The following is a 14,526-nucleotide window of genomic DNA, read 5'->3' on the forward strand; positions in this document are numbered from 1 at the left end:
CGTGTAGTACTGGATAATCACTCGGCCCATGTTTCCAAAGAAACAATGAAGTATCTTGCCTCAAGGCCTGGAAGATTTATCTATGTACATACGCCCAAACATGGATCGTGGCTAAATTTAATTGAGGCGGCCTTTTCTAAAATGGCGCGGACGTTTTTGAGGCATATTCGTGTTTCCTCCAAGGCCGAATTGCGGGAACGGATACTTAAAGGAATCGAGGAAATTAATTCTACTCCTGTCGTTTACCGCTGGAAGAAATTCAATCTCGAAATCGTTTAATTTGTAAATAATTTAATGAATCGAAATACTAGAGATTTTTCTCCGGATTTGATTGGTATGCTGCAGTATCAACGAATTGATCGGCTTTCGAATATTCAATCCGGTGGTCAGGATATTGATTTAACTGCCAATGCAGTCACAGTTTCTTTAACTAAGAATTTCTAATGGAATTAAGTAATGTATGAATCGTTTTACAGACTAAGTGCCAAACCGTTTCAGTTAAAACCGGACCCCAGTTTTTTTTACGGCAGTAAAGGTCATAAACGCGCTATGGCTTACTTGGAATACGGGCTTTCGCAAGGAGAAGGATTTATTGTTTTGACTGGTGAGGTTGGTGCAGGTAAAACAACGCTGATGCGAAATCTGTTTCGCAAACTTGAATCAGATAAAATTGTTGCTGTTCAAATAGTTAACACGCATATTGATTCTAATGACATTTTAACACTGGTAGCTGCTGCTTTTGGTTTGCCCTACGCAAAAGCTAGTAAGGCTGCTTTGTTACTTGAAATTGAGCAGTTTCTGCAGCGCTGTGATCGACAGGGAAAGCGTGTTTTGCTGGTTGTTGATGAGGCGCAAAACCTTACCTCTGAAACGCTTGAGGAGTTACGCATGTTATCCAATTTTCAGACGGACGAAGCGCCTTTATTACAAACATTTTTACTTGGTCAGCCTGAATTTAAAAAGACTCTTTTGAATCAAAAGATGCAACAGCTTAGACAAAGAGTGATTGCCACTTATCATTTGGGTCCTTTGGACGAGCAGGAAACGAAAGCATATGTCGAGCATCGATTAAATACTGTTGGATGGCAGAATGACCCAGTTCTTGATGACGGTGCTTATCGTTTAATTCATTTGTCGACCGGCGGGATTCCGCGAAAAATTAATTTGTTGTGTGATCGGATGTTTATGATGGGGTGTCTGGAAGAGCTGCATCATTTTGGCGAGGATGCTGTGAATGAAGTCATCAATGATTTTCAACAAGAATTTGATTCATCCCAAACGGCAGCCGAGGAAACAGAAAATGCGACAAATCAGTTTGTGACTGAGATACACGAAAATAACAATCTTGTAAAAGTTGACCTGGAAAAAATGGAAAGCCGATTAGTAAGGATGGAAAAATCTGTGCTTTTTGTCCTGGATTTATTAAAACAAAACCTGTCGTTTGGTAATGCAAAAAATGACTTTAACAAAAGATAGATTATGAATCAGTTAAGCACGCGTCCTTTAATCAAAAATGCGATGACGATCGATGTTGAGGATTACTTTCAAGTCTCCGCATTTGAGAACCATATACCCAAGTCGTCATGGGATACTATACCATGCAGAATCGAACACAATATGGAGAAAATATTGAATTTGCTGGATGAAAAGCAAATCAAAGCAACTTTCTTTACATTGGGCTGGGTTGCTGAACGGTATCAACAGATGACTAGATGTATAGTGGATAATGGACATGAGCTGGCCAGTCATGGCTGGGGGCATGCGCGTGTCACGGAGCTGACTCCAGCAGAATTTAATGAAGATATTATTCGAAGTAAAAAAATATTAGAGGATATAAGTGGCCAGGCTGTACAGGGTTACCGTGCTCCCAGTTTTTCAATTAACAGTAGAAATTTATGGGCGCTTGATTGTCTTGCAGAAGCCGGGTATCGATATAGTTCAAGTATTTATCCAGTGCGGCATGATCATTATGGCATGCCTGATGCTCCAAGATTTGCTTATTTCCCAAGAGGCGATAACGGAGTGCTTGAATTACCCGTAACAACAGTACGACTGTGGGGGCGGAATTTGCCTGCTGGCGGTGGCGGATATTTCAGATTATGGCCCTATACGGTTTCTAAATGGTTTATTAAACGATTAAACAGCGTTGAGTCTCATGCCGCTATTTTTTATTTCCATCCATGGGAGATAGACGCGGATCAACCACGTTTGGATGGCGTCAGTTTCAAGACCCGGTTCAGGCATTATCTTAATTTGCGGCGTATGGAAAAAAGACTGAAAGCGCTGACCCATGATTTTAAATGGGACAGAGTAGATAGAATTTTTCTCAACTAGAAGGTAATGTTTTATAAATGAGTGTACTAACCACGGTATCAGGTACAGAAAATTCAAATATGCAAATGGTTGTGCATGAAATGCAGCCAAGGGATTGTGAGCGCTGGGATCAGTTTGTTCTGTCATGTTCTGAGGCGACTTTTTTTCATCGAGCAGGCTGGAAAAATGTAATTGAACAGGCGTTTAATCATAAGACCTGGTTTTTGTATGTTGAGAGCAACGGTGAAATTCAGGGTGTGCTGCCACTCGCTGAAATCAAAAGCTTTCTTTTCGGACACTCTTTGAGTGCATTGCCTTTTTGTGTCTACGGCGGTGTCGCTGCTAACAACGATGTGGCGCGGAAGAAACTTGAATCAGCAGCCATTGAACTTGCAAAAAAACAAAAGGTTGATTACCTCGAATATCGTAACATGAGCCCAGTACATCAGGACTGGCCGACTAAGGATTTATATGTCACTTTCCGCAAAACGATCGACCAGGATATTGAAAAAAATCTGCTGGCGATACCGCGTAAACAACGTGCAATGATAAGGAAAGGCATTAAATTCGGGCTGGAGAGCGATATTGACGAAGATATAGAGCGATTCTTTATTGCTTATTCAGGCAGTGTGCATCGCCTGGGTACGCCGGTTTTTTCAAAAAAATACTTTCAGATGCTTAAACAAACATTTGCGCAAGACTGTGAGCTCATGACGATTCATAAAAATGGAGAGACGATAAGTAGTGTAATGAGTTTTTATTTCAGGGATGAAGTATTGCCTTACTACGGCGGGGGCACCGGCGACGCCAGAAAGTGGGCTGCAAATGATTTTATGTATTGGGAACTGATGCGGCGCAGCTGCGAGAAAGGTTATAAGACATTTGATTTTGGACGGAGTAAGCGAAGTACCGGATCATACAGCTTCAAAAAAAACTGGGGATTCGAGCCCCAGCCGCTTTATTATGAGTACCAATTAATTAAGTCTTCTCAGATACCCAATCATAGTCCTTCAAACCCGAAATATAAGTTATTTATTCAAACCTGGCAAAGATTGCCGCTTTTTGTTGCGAACAGGATTGGACCGTTTATTGTCAAGAACCTGGGTTAATGTGGCAGAGGACAATTATTAAATTTACAGAGTGAAGTCACATGAACACTATTGTTTTATCAGAGAATTCAAATCGCAGTTCAATTCTTTTTGCCATTTTGATGACAGTACTGGCTATTGTTGGGATTTTGGCCATTTATCATGAGACCGTTTGGTCTATGGTAGATACCTGGTACAGGTCTGATACCTATGCTCATGGTTTTTTGATACTGCCGTTTGTGATTTATATGGTTTGGACTAAACGTCAAAGTATCGCCATTCTCAATCAACAGCCCAGTCCAACCGCTCTAATCGGCTTGCTTGTGCTTGGCGGTCTTTGGCTGATTGCGGAACTGGCAAGTGTCCAGGTGGTAATGCAGTATACTGTTGTGGCCATGCTGCCAATCGTGGTTGCCGCTATTTTGGGTTACAGGACTATGTATGTTCTGGCATTTCCGCTGGCTTATCTGTTCTTTGCAGTACCATTTGGAGATATCCTGATACCGCCATTGATAAATTTCACAGCGGATTTTACGGTAAGCGCCTTACAGTTGAGTGGCATACCTGTTTACCGGGAAGGTACGTTTTTTTCACTCCCAACGGGAAATTGGTCTGTAGTGGAAGCTTGCAGCGGATTGCGGTATTTAATCGCATCGGTAACATTAGGAACGCTTTATGCTTATCTAACTTATCGTAGTTTAATCAAACGTATCATTTTTATAGCATTCTCGATACTTGTGCCAATAATTGCGAATGGTATTCGCGCATACTTAATTGTCATGACTGGACATTTAAGTGATATGCAATTGGCTGTGGGTGTGGATCACCTGATATACGGGTGGATCTTTTTCGGTTTTGTCATGCTATTACTCTTTTGGGTTGGTTCTCTATGGCGCGAAGATAGAATAGATGACGACAAGAGCCAAAGGAATGACGGCAGTAGAATCAAGGATGAAAATAATGTCGTTTCGATCAAAAAGACGGTTTTAATAACGGGCTCGGTACTTGCAGTCGCATTAATATGGCCGATTTACGCGGCCCATCTCGAAAAGGATATTAATTTTGTCCAGCCAGAATTTAACTTTTTTCATTCTGATAAAAGCTGGCACTTAACCGATGACCCGGTTTCGAATTGGGATCCAATTTATATCGGCTCTCCCGGAAAGTTTGAGGCGCACTTTATTAACGGCGAATACAAACGGGTCAGCTTATTTATTACTTATTACCAGAATCAACGACAGGGTAATGAATTAATAAATTCGGGAAATGTGCTAGTTCCGGAAATGGATTCTCCTTGGAAGCAGGTTGATGAGAACGTGCAGTCATTCATGGTGGGTTCTCGTGAAATTACATATCGCCAGGTTCAACTAAGATCTTATTATGAAAATTTGCTGGTATGGCGCTGGTATGTATTAGACAATGATGAAACAATTAGTCCGTATATGGCGAAAGTGATGCTCGCTAAAAACAGATTGTTAACAGAAAATGATTTTGGTGCTGAAGTAATTGTCGCAACACCTTATGGATTGCAGCCCGATGAAGCAATACCTGTACTTCAACAATTCCTAAAGGATATGTTGCCTGGCATAACAGACAGTCTGGATAATGTAAACAAGCAGTGATTTTTATGATCCATCAAATAATGTATGGTTGTTTGTAAAAAATTAGCGAACCTTGTATGGCATAATCTTAGATGCAGAACCCGCCTTTAATTGCGCACGTCATTCATCGCCTTGGTGTCGGCGGATTAGAGAATGGTCTGGTTAATCTGATTAATACCATTCCTTCCAGCCGGTATCGTCACGCTATCATCTGCCTTGAAGATTACACGGATTTTCGTAATAGAATTATTCGGAATGATATTGAAATCATTTCATTGAATAAACGCGAGGGGTACGATCTTAAATTATATCTGAAGCTGTTTACAGTATTGCGTAAATTAAAACCGGATATTATCCATACACGTAATCTGGCAGCTCTGGAAGCCCAAATAATTGCCGTTGCCGCAGGAATTAAAAAGCGAATACACAGTGAGCACGGCCGTGACATATCTGATTTAAAAGGTGAAAATTTTAAATATAATATGTTGCGCAGGGTTGTTTATCCATTTGTAGGGCATTTCATCACGGTCAGTCAGGATTTGGAATCATGGCTCACACGTTTGCTGGGTATTTCACCGGAACGGATTAGTCAAATTTATAATGGCGTTGATCATGATCGTTTTTCTCCTGGATTATCCAGTTACTGCCGATTTAGCCCAGAAGGTTTTTTTACAGAAGGTGCATTTATCATTGGTAGCGTAGGAAGAATGGAAGCAGTTAAAGACTACCCGAATCTGGTGCGTGCTTTTTTGCTGATTCTAGAAAAATTTCCTGAAGCGCGTAACAGAATGCGTTTGATGATTGTTGGTGATGGCAGTACACGTAAAGAATGCACTCGTTTAGTGCGGAAGGCCGGAGCCAGTAATATTGTCTGGTTTCCAGGAGAACGCTCTGATATTCCGGAGTTCATGCGCATGATGGATCTGTTTGTATTACCTTCGCTTGCTGAAGGGATCTCAAATACAATTTTGGAAGCGATGTCCAGTGGGTTGCCCATTGTAGCAACACGCGTAGGCGGAAATGTGGAATTGGTAGAAGACACGAGAACCGGTAGGCTGGTTGCTTCCGGCAGTACAACAGAGCTTGCGGATGCAATTCTGGATTATTTTACAGCCCCAGGACTAGCTCTAGAGCATGGCAGATCAGCGCGTCAAAAGATTGAAACAAATTTTAGTATTACAACCATGATAAATAAATATCTTGACGTATACGATCAAGTTTTATTACAAATAAAATAGGTTGATTGTAACTGTTCAATCCTGTTATCGATTATTCATTCAGCTTTAGCGATTGAATGAATTCCAATAAAAGTGATTACAATTTATCTGTCGGCTGTCTGGCCAAGTCAGTATGGTAAGCAAAGTCTACTTGGTAATATAAGTGAACACTGTCAGTCGAGCCATTTACTTAAATAGATATTAATTAAATCGACTACTACCTGTGCTTTAATGACGAGACCGAGATCAATCATTTCTGAACCCATGACTATGCTATGATTGTTGGCAGGCACTGGAGCAGGGATCAAATGATTGGCCTCTTCTCGAAAAAAAACGGCGGTGACTATGCCTGCGAATATTAATTTCCTGTTTGTAGGTCGTGTCATTCTCAGGGTGTCTGATGGATTAACAAAGACCGGGCTTCCGCTGGAACCTGGAAATACAGCAGCATCAATGAGAAACTCCTTCCGGCCTTCGAATTCAAGGGCGATCGGCGTTGCTGTAGTGCCGCGGCGAAAAATTGGCATGAGATTAACCTGATCCCACACGCCACTCGGATAGCCAATAAAAAATACTTCCTCTGGTACGTCGAGCGCACTTAAAGTTATAGCGTCAGGTGCTAACCGACTATCGATAGTGTGATAATATAATTCAACGCCTTGATCATTTGCGGCTTGTTCAAGTGGTCGTAGTGGAATAATTGCAAGATCGATTTCTGGGTCGGGGTGCATGTACCATGCGTGCGAAAAATCATCTATATTTAGTTGGAAACGTTTGCCGAATATAGGTTGGCCATTGCGTTTTTGTGTAAATACAAGGCCGCCACGTTGTACACTTTCTACTAGATGTCGATTGGTAACGATAAACAGGTACGTACTGTTTAGGTGGTTATGGCTCACAATAAAAGCGGTTCCCGATCCCTCACTGCCGTCTTCGAGTACGGTATCAACACGAACGGTATTAAACAGTAACTTCTTGGTAGTAGAATTAATTTCCATCATTACCCGCGCTCCGGTGAGATAAAATCACATCACGATGTTATTCATCAACCAATTCAATCTCTGGTTGTATAGCGCAGACTTTATTGGCTTTTTTAGTCTTTTCGTGCATGTTTATTGATTTGTTCAATAGCATTTTCGACTGCACGAGCGGCTTCTTTCGCTTCGGCCTCGTTTCCCATCATTGTTAATCTACCAAAGTTGCCAAAGGGTTTTACGTCAATAAGCGTAACATGCGCGGCCTTTTCAGCTTGATTGGCTGCATAGATTGCATAGCCTGCAGGCTCCACTTCCAGTATAAACATACTTCTTCCTGGTAGAATCATAGAGCCCTTTCGCAACTGACGATTAATAAGTGTGGCATGGTCCGGTGTAATGGCGCAGATAATTTCGTTCCACGCAATTCGACAGGCCATACGTGATTCAATAGTAGCGCCAATTTCCCGCAGAACAATATTACCTGCTTCGAGCACATCACTTTGATTGCGGTAATGGATTTCCATTGAACCAAATGAACGCTCCACGACCTGTTCACCCATGCGTACACTCGTTTCCTTCAATGCGATATCGGACAAGCGATGCACAGCCATGCCTGGTGCAACTTCAATCCACAAACATGCATCGCCGGGAGTAGGCAGAAACCCTTGTGAAGATGTGGCTAGATAAGAAGCGAGCTGAGGCTGCAGTGAATCGATAAAAACAAAAGTACGCAAAGAGATCTGCATGATTTCTTAGTGCGTAAGTCCCATATAGAGCATAGGCAGTTTCTCGGGAAGTCTCTCTACATGATCCAGAACAGTGTAATTTTTCATGCCAAAGATGCGCGAGACATACTGGTCAGCACCCGGATCGAGCGAAAGCGCGTAGGTTACGATACCAGAACGCAATAATTCCTCAACGGCGTGTTTTGTATCAAAGCGGAGGTACTGTGGATCACGTACATCATTATCGGCAGGTTCGCCATCGGTAATAACGAACAGGATTTTTTTATTTTGGGGTTGCTGTCTAAGTATCGAGCCAGCATGACGCAAGGCTGCTCCCATACGTGTCGAATAACTGCCTTCCATGGCTGCGAGACGAGCTTTGACAAGATCGCCATACGGTGCATCGAAATCTTTGAAGCGGGAGTAGTGCACGTCATGCCGCCCATCGGAGCAGAAACCGTGTATGGCAAAAGGGTCTCCGATACGATCAAGTGCATCTGAGAAAAGGACAGTGGCGGCGCGCGTGAGGTCCATTACCGTGTAATCATGGTCGTGAACTTTTTCATTAGCGGACTCAGACATGTCTAACAACACCATGACGGCTAAATCCCGCATGTTCCGTTTATGGCGAATCATAATCCGGTTGTCAGGTTGTTGTCCCATACGAATATCGATCATGGCACGCACTGCTGCATTAATATCCAGTTCATCACCGTCTTCAACGCGCCGGATACGTTGCATGCCATGCGGTGTCATGGAATCGATAAGAAATTTAAGCCGCGATATGATCGGCTTGTTATCCTCTATAATCTTATTTATCAGATCGAGATCGCCTAGTTTGGGGCGGCGTTCCAATACAGTTACCCAGCTGGGCCGTTCCAACTGTATCTGGTAATCCCATTCATGATAGTGGTAGGGATCAGATATCGGTTCTTTTCCCTCCATAGAATTGATGGTTACGCCCTCTTGATCCAGCCAGTACTCCGTGGGCAGTACCCATATTTCCTCTGCATCGTCACCGGCAAACTCGTTATCCAGCGAATTTACCATTTCCATAATATTAACCTTTTTACGCGTCTGCTTAGGCATCCAGCTTGCTTCCAGGGCTTCCATTTCGTCGTATTCTTCAGATTCCCAGATGGCGCGGTTGTCGTCTCTATAAATTGCGCGCAGAATATCCGATCGTGGGTCATATTCAGGCAAAGGGAACTTCGCTAAGTGATGTGCAAGTTCTACACCGATGTTCCAGCTTGATTGGTTAGTGTCCAGGTCTTGTTCTGCTCTAAAAAGTTCGACACCTTTCCGTATCCACGGATGGGGATCAGCGCTGTTTTCTTCAAGCAGCGCTCTTGCCAGCCGGTTTAACAAATCACCCACTGTTTGCGGCTCGCTATAATCCGTCAGTGGGTGCAATGCCAACCAGTCATTACGCATGCCAGGGAACTGGCGGCAGGCAAGTTCTTCCACTCGTGCATCTTCAATTACTTCAATAACGGCTATCTGGGTGGTATTCAGCATCTGCATTGACAAGGGCTTGTGCGTATAAACAAGGTGTGCAGCACAATGATTGGCAATAGCGCGGTAAATTTCAGATCCAGGGATCACAGACTCAACCGCCATTGCATCGTCCTGGAATGTGTAATCATCATAGGCGTCAGCAATATGGATAATATAATGACTGATGTAGGGTCTCAAACCTTCTCGGTTTTCATAATCTCCAGCGGTAGGTCGCAGGAAAAAATCACGCCCCCACATTGCGCGTAAGTAAATGTTGAGACGACGCTGTACATCTACGAACAATGTGCCTTTTCGTTCGGACTGCAGAACAGACAGTGCGTCCGGGCTTTGCAGTGAAAAATAACGGATTTGACCGTCAAAGTCTGATTTGTACGCTTGAGTGCCCCACTGCACCCATCTGCGCAGACCACCAAGAGTCAGCTGTGTCAGCAGCAGATCAAGTTTCTCTAACATAGGGCGCAAGCCGCGCGGTGCTTGAGCCAGCATAATAGACAATACGCTGAGATAGCTACGGAAGAGTTCTTCGTCACTCAATCTTTCAGCAGCAAGGGGAGCCGTGCTAACTATAAGCGCAAGCACTTGGCTTGAAGTTTTGGAAGCCATAGAGAGCAGAAAGCTTACAATATCCGGTAAAATATCCTCGCCAATGACGTAGGCTACGCGTGGAATCTCCTGGATAAAGGTTACAACAAGTTCTTCTCCTCGTCCAAGGTCATGCAACGCCACAGCTGCCTTAAGATAATTGCTCAGGCCGCGCGATGAGAAAACCTTGGCTGCCTCTGCCCATGATGAACGCAATACATCCTGTGAATTGCTCGGCAGATCATCAAGGAGTACTTGATATTCTTCAAGGTGGATAGTCATTTAAGCAGCCAGCGTGGCAAATTGGGTTTATTCCGTATTTTCTGCAGTTTGACTGTTTCGTATAGCTCTTTTAGAAATAGGTAGTAACCGCAGAATCAAGCGCATCTCGCATATCGGCATCATCAGTGATAGGGCGAACCAGTGCAACACGGCATGCAGCAAGCGGCTGCACGCCCTTACTGATGAGAGAACCAGCATAAATCAACATACGCGTTGACAGACCTTCATCCAGTCCGTGTCCTTTGAGATTACGTGCGCGCTCAGCGATATGTACAAGATTTTTGGCGACGTCTAGACTTACTCCCGATTCATGGGCAACAATCTCTGCCTCGATATCGTGTTCCGGATAATCAAAATCAAGTGCACCAAAGCGCTGTTTGGTCGACTGTTTGAGATCTTTCATAAGCGACTGATAGCCAGGATTATATGAAATCACCAACTGAAAATCCGGATGCGCTTCGATGACTTCGCCTTTTTTTTCCAGAGGCAACATGCGGCGAGCATCAGTAAGCGTGTGAATTGATACAATGGTATCCTGGCGCGCTTCTACTACTTCATCGAGATAACAAATTGCACCGTATCGGGCTGCAACAGCCAGCGGGCCATCTTGCCAATGCGTTCCATTGGCATCAAGTAAGAAACGTCCTGTAAGATCTGACGCGGTCATATCTTCATTACAGGCTACGGTAATCAGCGGTTTGCCAAGCTTCCAGGCCATATACTCAACAAAGCGTGTCTTGCCGGATCCTGTAGGTCCTTTCAACATAATAGGCATGCGCACTGAGTAAGCCGCCTCATACAGTTCGATTTCATCTGAAACCACACGATAGTACGGCTCGCTTCTGATGTGATATTGCTCCAGTACGCCGGACGGGGCGGTATCGATCTGTGCGGCGGTCTGTTGCACCGCCTGCTGTTGCGGCGTCCGGCGCGCCAGCATCGCCTGCCGGGGGGAGTAAGTACGTGTGAATGTCTGATTCTGCATAACAAAACTCCCTGTACTTAATCCGGCCAGACACGGCTTGGAAACAGCTCAACACTGCTTTCCTTAACACTGTTTGCGGAAACGGTTTTCTGTTTGGTATTTTTTTTGACAGCCGTCGGCCTGGTTTTCGTTTTTTCTTCCGTTGGTTTAGCGGCAGGTGGTGCTGCGGAATCAACGGCCTCAGATTTTGATTGTGGGGCTGTGCCGGCCTTGGCTTTACGCACGCTTGAGGTTAGCTTGTCTTTCATTGTGTTCATAATGGTATCGCCTCATTAATTATTGCTTCAATCTCTTCTACTGCCCGCTTGCCATTTCCTTTCATTTGGTAAACCGAAATACCTTCCAGCGCCGCGCTTCGATACGCGGCACGCCGGCGAATCATGGCTTGAAGCACGGGAATATCAAATTCCTTGAGCGCCTCGTTCATCGCGTTTGAAAGTGCGCTATTGGGTTCAAGCTGGTTAATGACAAGATAAGAATGGATATCCGGGTTGTCCTTTTTTGTTTTTTCGATTTCTTGTGATAGCTTTATGCTTGCCCAAAGGTCAATCGGAGAGGGTAAAACGGGTATTAATGCAATATCACAAGCTAGCAAAGCTTGTGCGGATGTATGACTGTCCAATGAAGGTGGACAATCAAGCACAATGTATTGGTAAATCTTATATTTAAGTCGCAGACCATAAGCATTCCAATCTCCGGATACTGCTTCAACCGGTGTGGAAAAAGCATTTGTGCCCATCGCTGCCCACTGCAATGAAGAACCTTGTGGGTCAAGATCAATTACTATTGTTTTGGCACGCAACGTTAATCCGGCTGCCAGATTCATTGCTAAAGTAGTTTTGCCGGCACCACCTTTTTGATTAATAATAGCAATGATATATGGAGCCATAGTCAATCGCTTTTTTTCAAGTAAAGCTGGTTTATGCGCATTGCTAAGCCTAATTCGGCTTCACCCAGCTCTCCTTTGTCATTTGTATCCAATGTTATATTCACGTAAGTGCTCGCAAAATTGATATTCTGTGGATGCAATCCGGTTTCTTCAGCAAGCGCGGCTAATGCATCAAGAAATGCTCTGGTCTCGTTGTAACTCTCGAACTCAAAACGTTTGAACAATGCCGGAAGTCCGCCGCGCGATTCCCAGCCATCGGGCAATTCAGCCAAGCTCATTTTGTTCTGCCCTCATATCATCAATTTTGTTGATATGGGTAATTTCATCATTCAGAATAGATTCCAGCAACGCAGCTGTTTCTTCGTCGCGCATGCGCTGTGCATGTGATAGTGCATCCTGATATAAATGCACGGCGTTAACTTCCAACATGCGATTGAACATCAACAATTCATCCTGGTTTCGTCCAAGACGCGCTGGCATTAAATTCCCGGCCGAAGGCGCTACACCACACAAGATTAAGCGCTCCATCAGACGCTCAGCATGCTCAAGTTCTTCAATCGCATCCTGGCGAAACTTCTCCTCTTGTATGGGATCTCCCTGCAAACGCGCAAGTATGCTTTGCGCAAGGTATTGCTGCACCGCACTCATTTCATGGGTGAGCGCGCGTGTCAGCCAGCCTAGCGTACGCGAATCGACACTCATCGATTTACTTATTAGCTGCGGGTAGAAGTAATTTCAGCATCTCGCCCACCACCGTTAATCTCTGGTTTCGTCGGCAGAATGTTTTCCACTTCGCTATGCACACGTGCAATGATATGCGCGGCTACGAGACCGTCACCTACGCGTTCGCAGGCGTCCGCTCCGGCGCGAACGGCAGCATTCACAGCGCCTGTTTCGCCCCGTACCAGTACGGTTACATAACCACCGCCAACAAATTGCCGTCCGATCAAACGGACTTCAGCAGCTTTAGTCATGGCATCCGCCGCTTCAATAGCGGGAACCAGACCACGGGTTTCAATCATGCCAAGCGCAATACCTGTCGTATTAGCCATTCTAAAATACTCCTAAAAAAACAATTGTTTCAAAATTGATAAAAATCATGCTCCAGGAGCCGTCGGCAGAATGCCTTCCACTTCGCTGTGTACGCGTGCAATGATATGCGCGGCCACAAGACCGTCACCCACACGTTCGCAGGCGTCCGCTCCGGCGCGAACCGCGGCGTTCACTGCACCTGTTTCGCCCCGCACTAATACGGTGACATAACCACCGCCAACAAATTGACGCCCGATCAAACGGACTTCGGCCGCTTTAGTCATTGCATCCGCCGCTTCGATAGCGGGAACCAAACCGCGTGTTTCAATCATGCCAAGCGCAATACCGGTCATATTAGCCATTCTAAAATACTCCTAAAAAAACAATTGCTTCAAAATTGATAAAAATCATGCTCCAGGAGCCGTCGGCAGAATGCCTTCCACTTCGCTGTGTACGCGTGCAATGATATGCGCGGCCACAAGACCGTCACCCACACGTTCGCAAGCGTCCGCTCCGGCGCGAACCGCGGCGTTCACCGCACCTGTTTCGCCCCGCACCAGTACGGTAACATAACCGCCGCCGACAAATTGACGCCCGATCAAACGGACTTCAGCCGCTTTAGTCATTGCGTCCGCCGCTTCGATAGCGGGAACCAGACCGCGCGTTTCAATCATGCCAAGCGCAATACCTGCATGTTCAGCCATTTTGTTTCTCCTCTTCAAACTTAGTTAAAAATAGTTCATTCATACTGTTCAAATTAAAAAAATCGATTGCGTCTCGCATGATTTTCTATCTGCTTATCTATTCCGCTTATTTATCCCAATTATCGATAATCCCGCAGATGGTCAGATCAGTTAATACCGTTTTGTCCGGCATTGCCATACGTCCCGCACTGCCGCTTGCCGTAAACACCCACTTGCCTATCGGCACACCTACCGGGTCCGTTGCCACAAGCGACTCTCCCGATTGTGTTTCGAGCACCCGCAGCGATACGGCTTTCAAACCGGGCACCCGGCGAGTACAAACCAGTTCATCGATGACACGCATGATTTCCATCAGGAATTATTCACTTCCCACTGATCGATAATGCCGACAATCGTCAGATCACTTGGAAATTCCTTACTACCCGCCGCTTCGCGCGCGGCCGACGAGCCGACGCATATTACCCAGTCTCCAGGGATACAGCCAACCGCGTCGACCGCGACGCTCGGCGTTCCGCCGATTTTGTCTACCACAACCAGCAATGGACGATGTCCCATTTCTCTGATCCGGTTGGTCGACACCAGTGTCTTTTCAACCCGCATGATTTTCATAGCA

The 14,526-nt window shown here is 45.0% G+C and carries 20 protein-coding genes; 7 read left to right on the forward strand and 13 right to left on the reverse strand.

All coding sequences use genetic code 11. The features are described 5' to 3' along the window. The 7 genes from BMY60_RS01900 to BMY60_RS01925 all read left to right on the forward strand — a co-directional run. Positions 1-279, forward strand: a 279-nt coding sequence (locus BMY60_RS01900; RefSeq protein WP_177166538.1) for a transposase, incomplete at its 5' end; no start/stop codon positions are given. Between the two features lie 15 nt (positions 280-294). After that, positions 295-444: a hypothetical protein gene (locus BMY60_RS15935; RefSeq protein WP_218141599.1), complete on the forward strand. Its 150-nt coding sequence runs from the start codon at positions 295-297 to the stop codon at positions 442-444. Between the two features lie 12 nt (positions 445-456). Further along, positions 457-1,476, forward strand: a complete 1,020-nt coding sequence (locus BMY60_RS01905; RefSeq protein ID WP_090330785.1) for an XrtA/PEP-CTERM system-associated ATPase — start codon at positions 457-459, stop codon at positions 1,474-1,476. Between the two features lie 3 nt (positions 1,477-1,479). After that, the gene (locus BMY60_RS01910; protein ID WP_256250627.1) at positions 1,480-2,334 is read left to right on the forward strand and encodes an XrtA system polysaccharide deacetylase; all 855 of its coding nucleotides are present in this window, start codon (positions 1,480-1,482) and stop codon (positions 2,332-2,334) included. Positions 2,335-2,393: 59 nt separating this feature from the next. Beyond that, on the forward strand, positions 2,394-3,422 hold the full coding sequence (locus BMY60_RS01915; protein WP_218141604.1) for a FemAB family XrtA/PEP-CTERM system-associated protein: 1,029 nt from the start codon (positions 2,394-2,396) through the stop codon (positions 3,420-3,422). Positions 3,423-3,463: 41 nt separating this feature from the next. Continuing rightward, on the forward strand, positions 3,464-5,023 hold the full coding sequence (gene xrtA / locus BMY60_RS01920) for an exosortase A (RefSeq protein ID WP_090330787.1): 1,560 nt from the start codon (positions 3,464-3,466) through the stop codon (positions 5,021-5,023). A gap of 71 nt (positions 5,024-5,094) precedes the next feature. Further along, entirely contained in the window at positions 5,095-6,240 is a 1,146-nt protein-coding gene (locus BMY60_RS01925) for a TIGR03088 family PEP-CTERM/XrtA system glycosyltransferase (RefSeq protein WP_090330788.1), read from the forward strand. 152 nt (positions 6,241-6,392) lie between these two features. On the opposite strand, the gene BMY60_RS01930 is transcribed toward BMY60_RS01925, so the two are convergent. The 13 genes from BMY60_RS01930 to BMY60_RS01990 all read right to left on the reverse strand — a co-directional run bounded on the left by BMY60_RS01930 (position 6,393) and on the right by BMY60_RS01990 (position 14,522). Beyond that, positions 6,393-7,220, reverse strand: coding sequence for a S1 family peptidase (locus BMY60_RS01930; protein WP_256250628.1), 828 nt, complete (start codon positions 7,218-7,220; stop codon positions 6,393-6,395). A gap of 92 nt (positions 7,221-7,312) precedes the next feature. Then, entirely contained in the window at positions 7,313-7,942 is a 630-nt protein-coding gene (locus BMY60_RS01935) for a BMC domain-containing protein (protein ID WP_090330790.1), read from the reverse strand. A 6-nt stretch (positions 7,943-7,948) separates the two neighbouring features. Further along, positions 7,949-10,303 carry a nitric oxide reductase activation protein NorD gene (locus BMY60_RS01940; protein ID WP_090330791.1) on the reverse strand — a complete coding sequence of 785 codons (2,355 nt, stop codon included), beginning with the start codon at positions 10,301-10,303 and terminating at the stop codon, positions 7,949-7,951. Positions 10,304-10,373: 70 nt separating this feature from the next. Continuing rightward, on the reverse strand, positions 10,374-11,288 hold the full coding sequence (locus tag BMY60_RS01945; RefSeq protein ID WP_090330793.1) for a CbbQ/NirQ/NorQ/GpvN family protein: 915 nt from the start codon (positions 11,286-11,288) through the stop codon (positions 10,374-10,376). A gap of 17 nt (positions 11,289-11,305) precedes the next feature. Beyond that, complete coding sequence (locus BMY60_RS01950; protein WP_090330794.1) at positions 11,306-11,545, reverse strand: hypothetical protein; 240 nt, start codon at positions 11,543-11,545, stop codon at positions 11,306-11,308. After that, positions 11,542-12,177, reverse strand: coding sequence for a ParA family partition ATPase (gene parA, locus BMY60_RS01955; protein WP_090330795.1), 636 nt, complete (start codon positions 12,175-12,177; stop codon positions 11,542-11,544). Before parA ends, BMY60_RS01950 begins: the two co-directional genes overlap by 4 nt. Positions 12,178-12,179: 2 nt before the next feature. Beyond that, complete coding sequence (locus tag BMY60_RS01960) at positions 12,180-12,455, reverse strand: 4a-hydroxytetrahydrobiopterin dehydratase (protein WP_090330797.1); 276 nt, start codon at positions 12,453-12,455, stop codon at positions 12,180-12,182. After that, positions 12,442-12,879, reverse strand: coding sequence for a ferritin-like domain-containing protein (locus BMY60_RS01965; RefSeq protein WP_090330799.1), 438 nt, complete (start codon positions 12,877-12,879; stop codon positions 12,442-12,444). The genes BMY60_RS01960 and BMY60_RS01965 overlap by 14 nt, the downstream gene beginning before the upstream one ends. An 11-nt stretch (positions 12,880-12,890) precedes the next feature. After that, positions 12,891-13,229 carry an alpha-carboxysome major shell protein CsoS1 gene (locus BMY60_RS01970; RefSeq protein WP_090330800.1) on the reverse strand — a complete coding sequence of 113 codons (339 nt, stop codon included), beginning with the start codon at positions 13,227-13,229 and terminating at the stop codon, positions 12,891-12,893. A 45-nt stretch (positions 13,230-13,274) separates the two neighbouring features. Next, on the reverse strand, positions 13,275-13,571 hold the full coding sequence (locus BMY60_RS01975; RefSeq protein WP_090330802.1) for an alpha-carboxysome major shell protein CsoS1: 297 nt from the start codon (positions 13,569-13,571) through the stop codon (positions 13,275-13,277). Between the two features lie 45 nt (positions 13,572-13,616). Further along, positions 13,617-13,913, reverse strand: coding sequence for an alpha-carboxysome major shell protein CsoS1 (locus BMY60_RS01980; protein ID WP_090330804.1), 297 nt, complete (start codon positions 13,911-13,913; stop codon positions 13,617-13,619). A 106-nt stretch (positions 13,914-14,019) separates the two neighbouring features. Beyond that, positions 14,020-14,265, reverse strand: a complete 246-nt coding sequence (locus BMY60_RS01985) for a carboxysome peptide B (protein ID WP_090330805.1) — start codon at positions 14,263-14,265, stop codon at positions 14,020-14,022. Beyond that, on the reverse strand, positions 14,265-14,522 hold the full coding sequence (locus BMY60_RS01990; protein ID WP_090330807.1) for an alpha-carboxysome shell vertex protein CsoS4: 258 nt from the start codon (positions 14,520-14,522) through the stop codon (positions 14,265-14,267). Before BMY60_RS01990 ends, BMY60_RS01985 begins: the two co-directional genes overlap by 1 nt. Positions 14,523-14,526: the final 4 nt, after the last annotated feature.

Origin of the sequence: Nitrosomonas sp. Nm51 (assembly GCF_900111165.1) — a bacterium.
Lineage (GTDB): Bacteria > Pseudomonadota > Gammaproteobacteria > Burkholderiales > Nitrosomonadaceae > Nitrosomonas.

Excerpts from the sequence above, each read along its gene's own strand:
- BMY60_RS01980 (WP_090330804.1), bottom strand. The coding sequence starts at position 13,913 with ATGGCTGAACATGCAGGTATTGCGCTTGGCATGATTGAAACGCGCGGT.
- BMY60_RS01930 (WP_256250628.1), bottom strand. The coding sequence starts at position 7,220 with ATGATGGAAATTAATTCTACTACCAAGAAGTTACTGTTTAATACCGTT.
- parA (WP_090330795.1), bottom strand. The coding sequence starts at position 12,177 with ATGGCTCCATATATCATTGCTATTATTAATCAAAAAGGTGGTGCCGGC.
- BMY60_RS01910 (WP_256250627.1), top strand. The coding sequence starts at position 1,480 with ATGAATCAGTTAAGCACGCGTCCTTTAATCAAAAATGCGATGACGATC.
- BMY60_RS01945 (WP_090330793.1), bottom strand. The coding sequence starts at position 11,288 with ATGCAGAATCAGACATTCACACGTACTTACTCCCCCCGGCAGGCGATG.
- BMY60_RS01925 (WP_090330788.1), top strand. The coding sequence starts at position 5,095 with ATGCAGAACCCGCCTTTAATTGCGCACGTCATTCATCGCCTTGGTGTC.
- BMY60_RS01990 (WP_090330807.1), bottom strand. The coding sequence starts at position 14,522 with ATGAAAATCATGCGGGTTGAAAAGACACTGGTGTCGACCAACCGGATC.
- BMY60_RS01940 (WP_090330791.1), bottom strand. The coding sequence starts at position 10,303 with ATGACTATCCACCTTGAAGAATATCAAGTACTCCTTGATGATCTGCCG.
- BMY60_RS01935 (WP_090330790.1), bottom strand. The coding sequence starts at position 7,942 with ATGCAGATCTCTTTGCGTACTTTTGTTTTTATCGATTCACTGCAGCCT.
- xrtA (WP_090330787.1), top strand. The coding sequence starts at position 3,464 with ATGAACACTATTGTTTTATCAGAGAATTCAAATCGCAGTTCAATTCTT.
- BMY60_RS15935 (WP_218141599.1), top strand. The coding sequence starts at position 295 with ATGAATCGAAATACTAGAGATTTTTCTCCGGATTTGATTGGTATGCTG.
- BMY60_RS01975 (WP_090330802.1), bottom strand. The coding sequence starts at position 13,571 with ATGGCTAATATGACCGGTATTGCGCTTGGCATGATTGAAACACGCGGT.
- BMY60_RS01960 (WP_090330797.1), bottom strand. The coding sequence starts at position 12,455 with ATGAGCTTGGCTGAATTGCCCGATGGCTGGGAATCGCGCGGCGGACTT.
- BMY60_RS01965 (WP_090330799.1), bottom strand. The coding sequence starts at position 12,879 with ATGAGTGTCGATTCGCGTACGCTAGGCTGGCTGACACGCGCGCTCACC.
- BMY60_RS01985 (WP_090330805.1), bottom strand. The coding sequence starts at position 14,265 with ATGGAAATCATGCGTGTCATCGATGAACTGGTTTGTACTCGCCGGGTG.
- BMY60_RS01970 (WP_090330800.1), bottom strand. The coding sequence starts at position 13,229 with ATGGCTAATACGACAGGTATTGCGCTTGGCATGATTGAAACCCGTGGT.
- BMY60_RS01905 (WP_090330785.1), top strand. The coding sequence starts at position 457 with ATGTATGAATCGTTTTACAGACTAAGTGCCAAACCGTTTCAGTTAAAA.
- BMY60_RS01950 (WP_090330794.1), bottom strand. The coding sequence starts at position 11,545 with ATGAACACAATGAAAGACAAGCTAACCTCAAGCGTGCGTAAAGCCAAG.
- BMY60_RS01915 (WP_218141604.1), top strand. The coding sequence starts at position 2,394 with ATGCAAATGGTTGTGCATGAAATGCAGCCAAGGGATTGTGAGCGCTGG.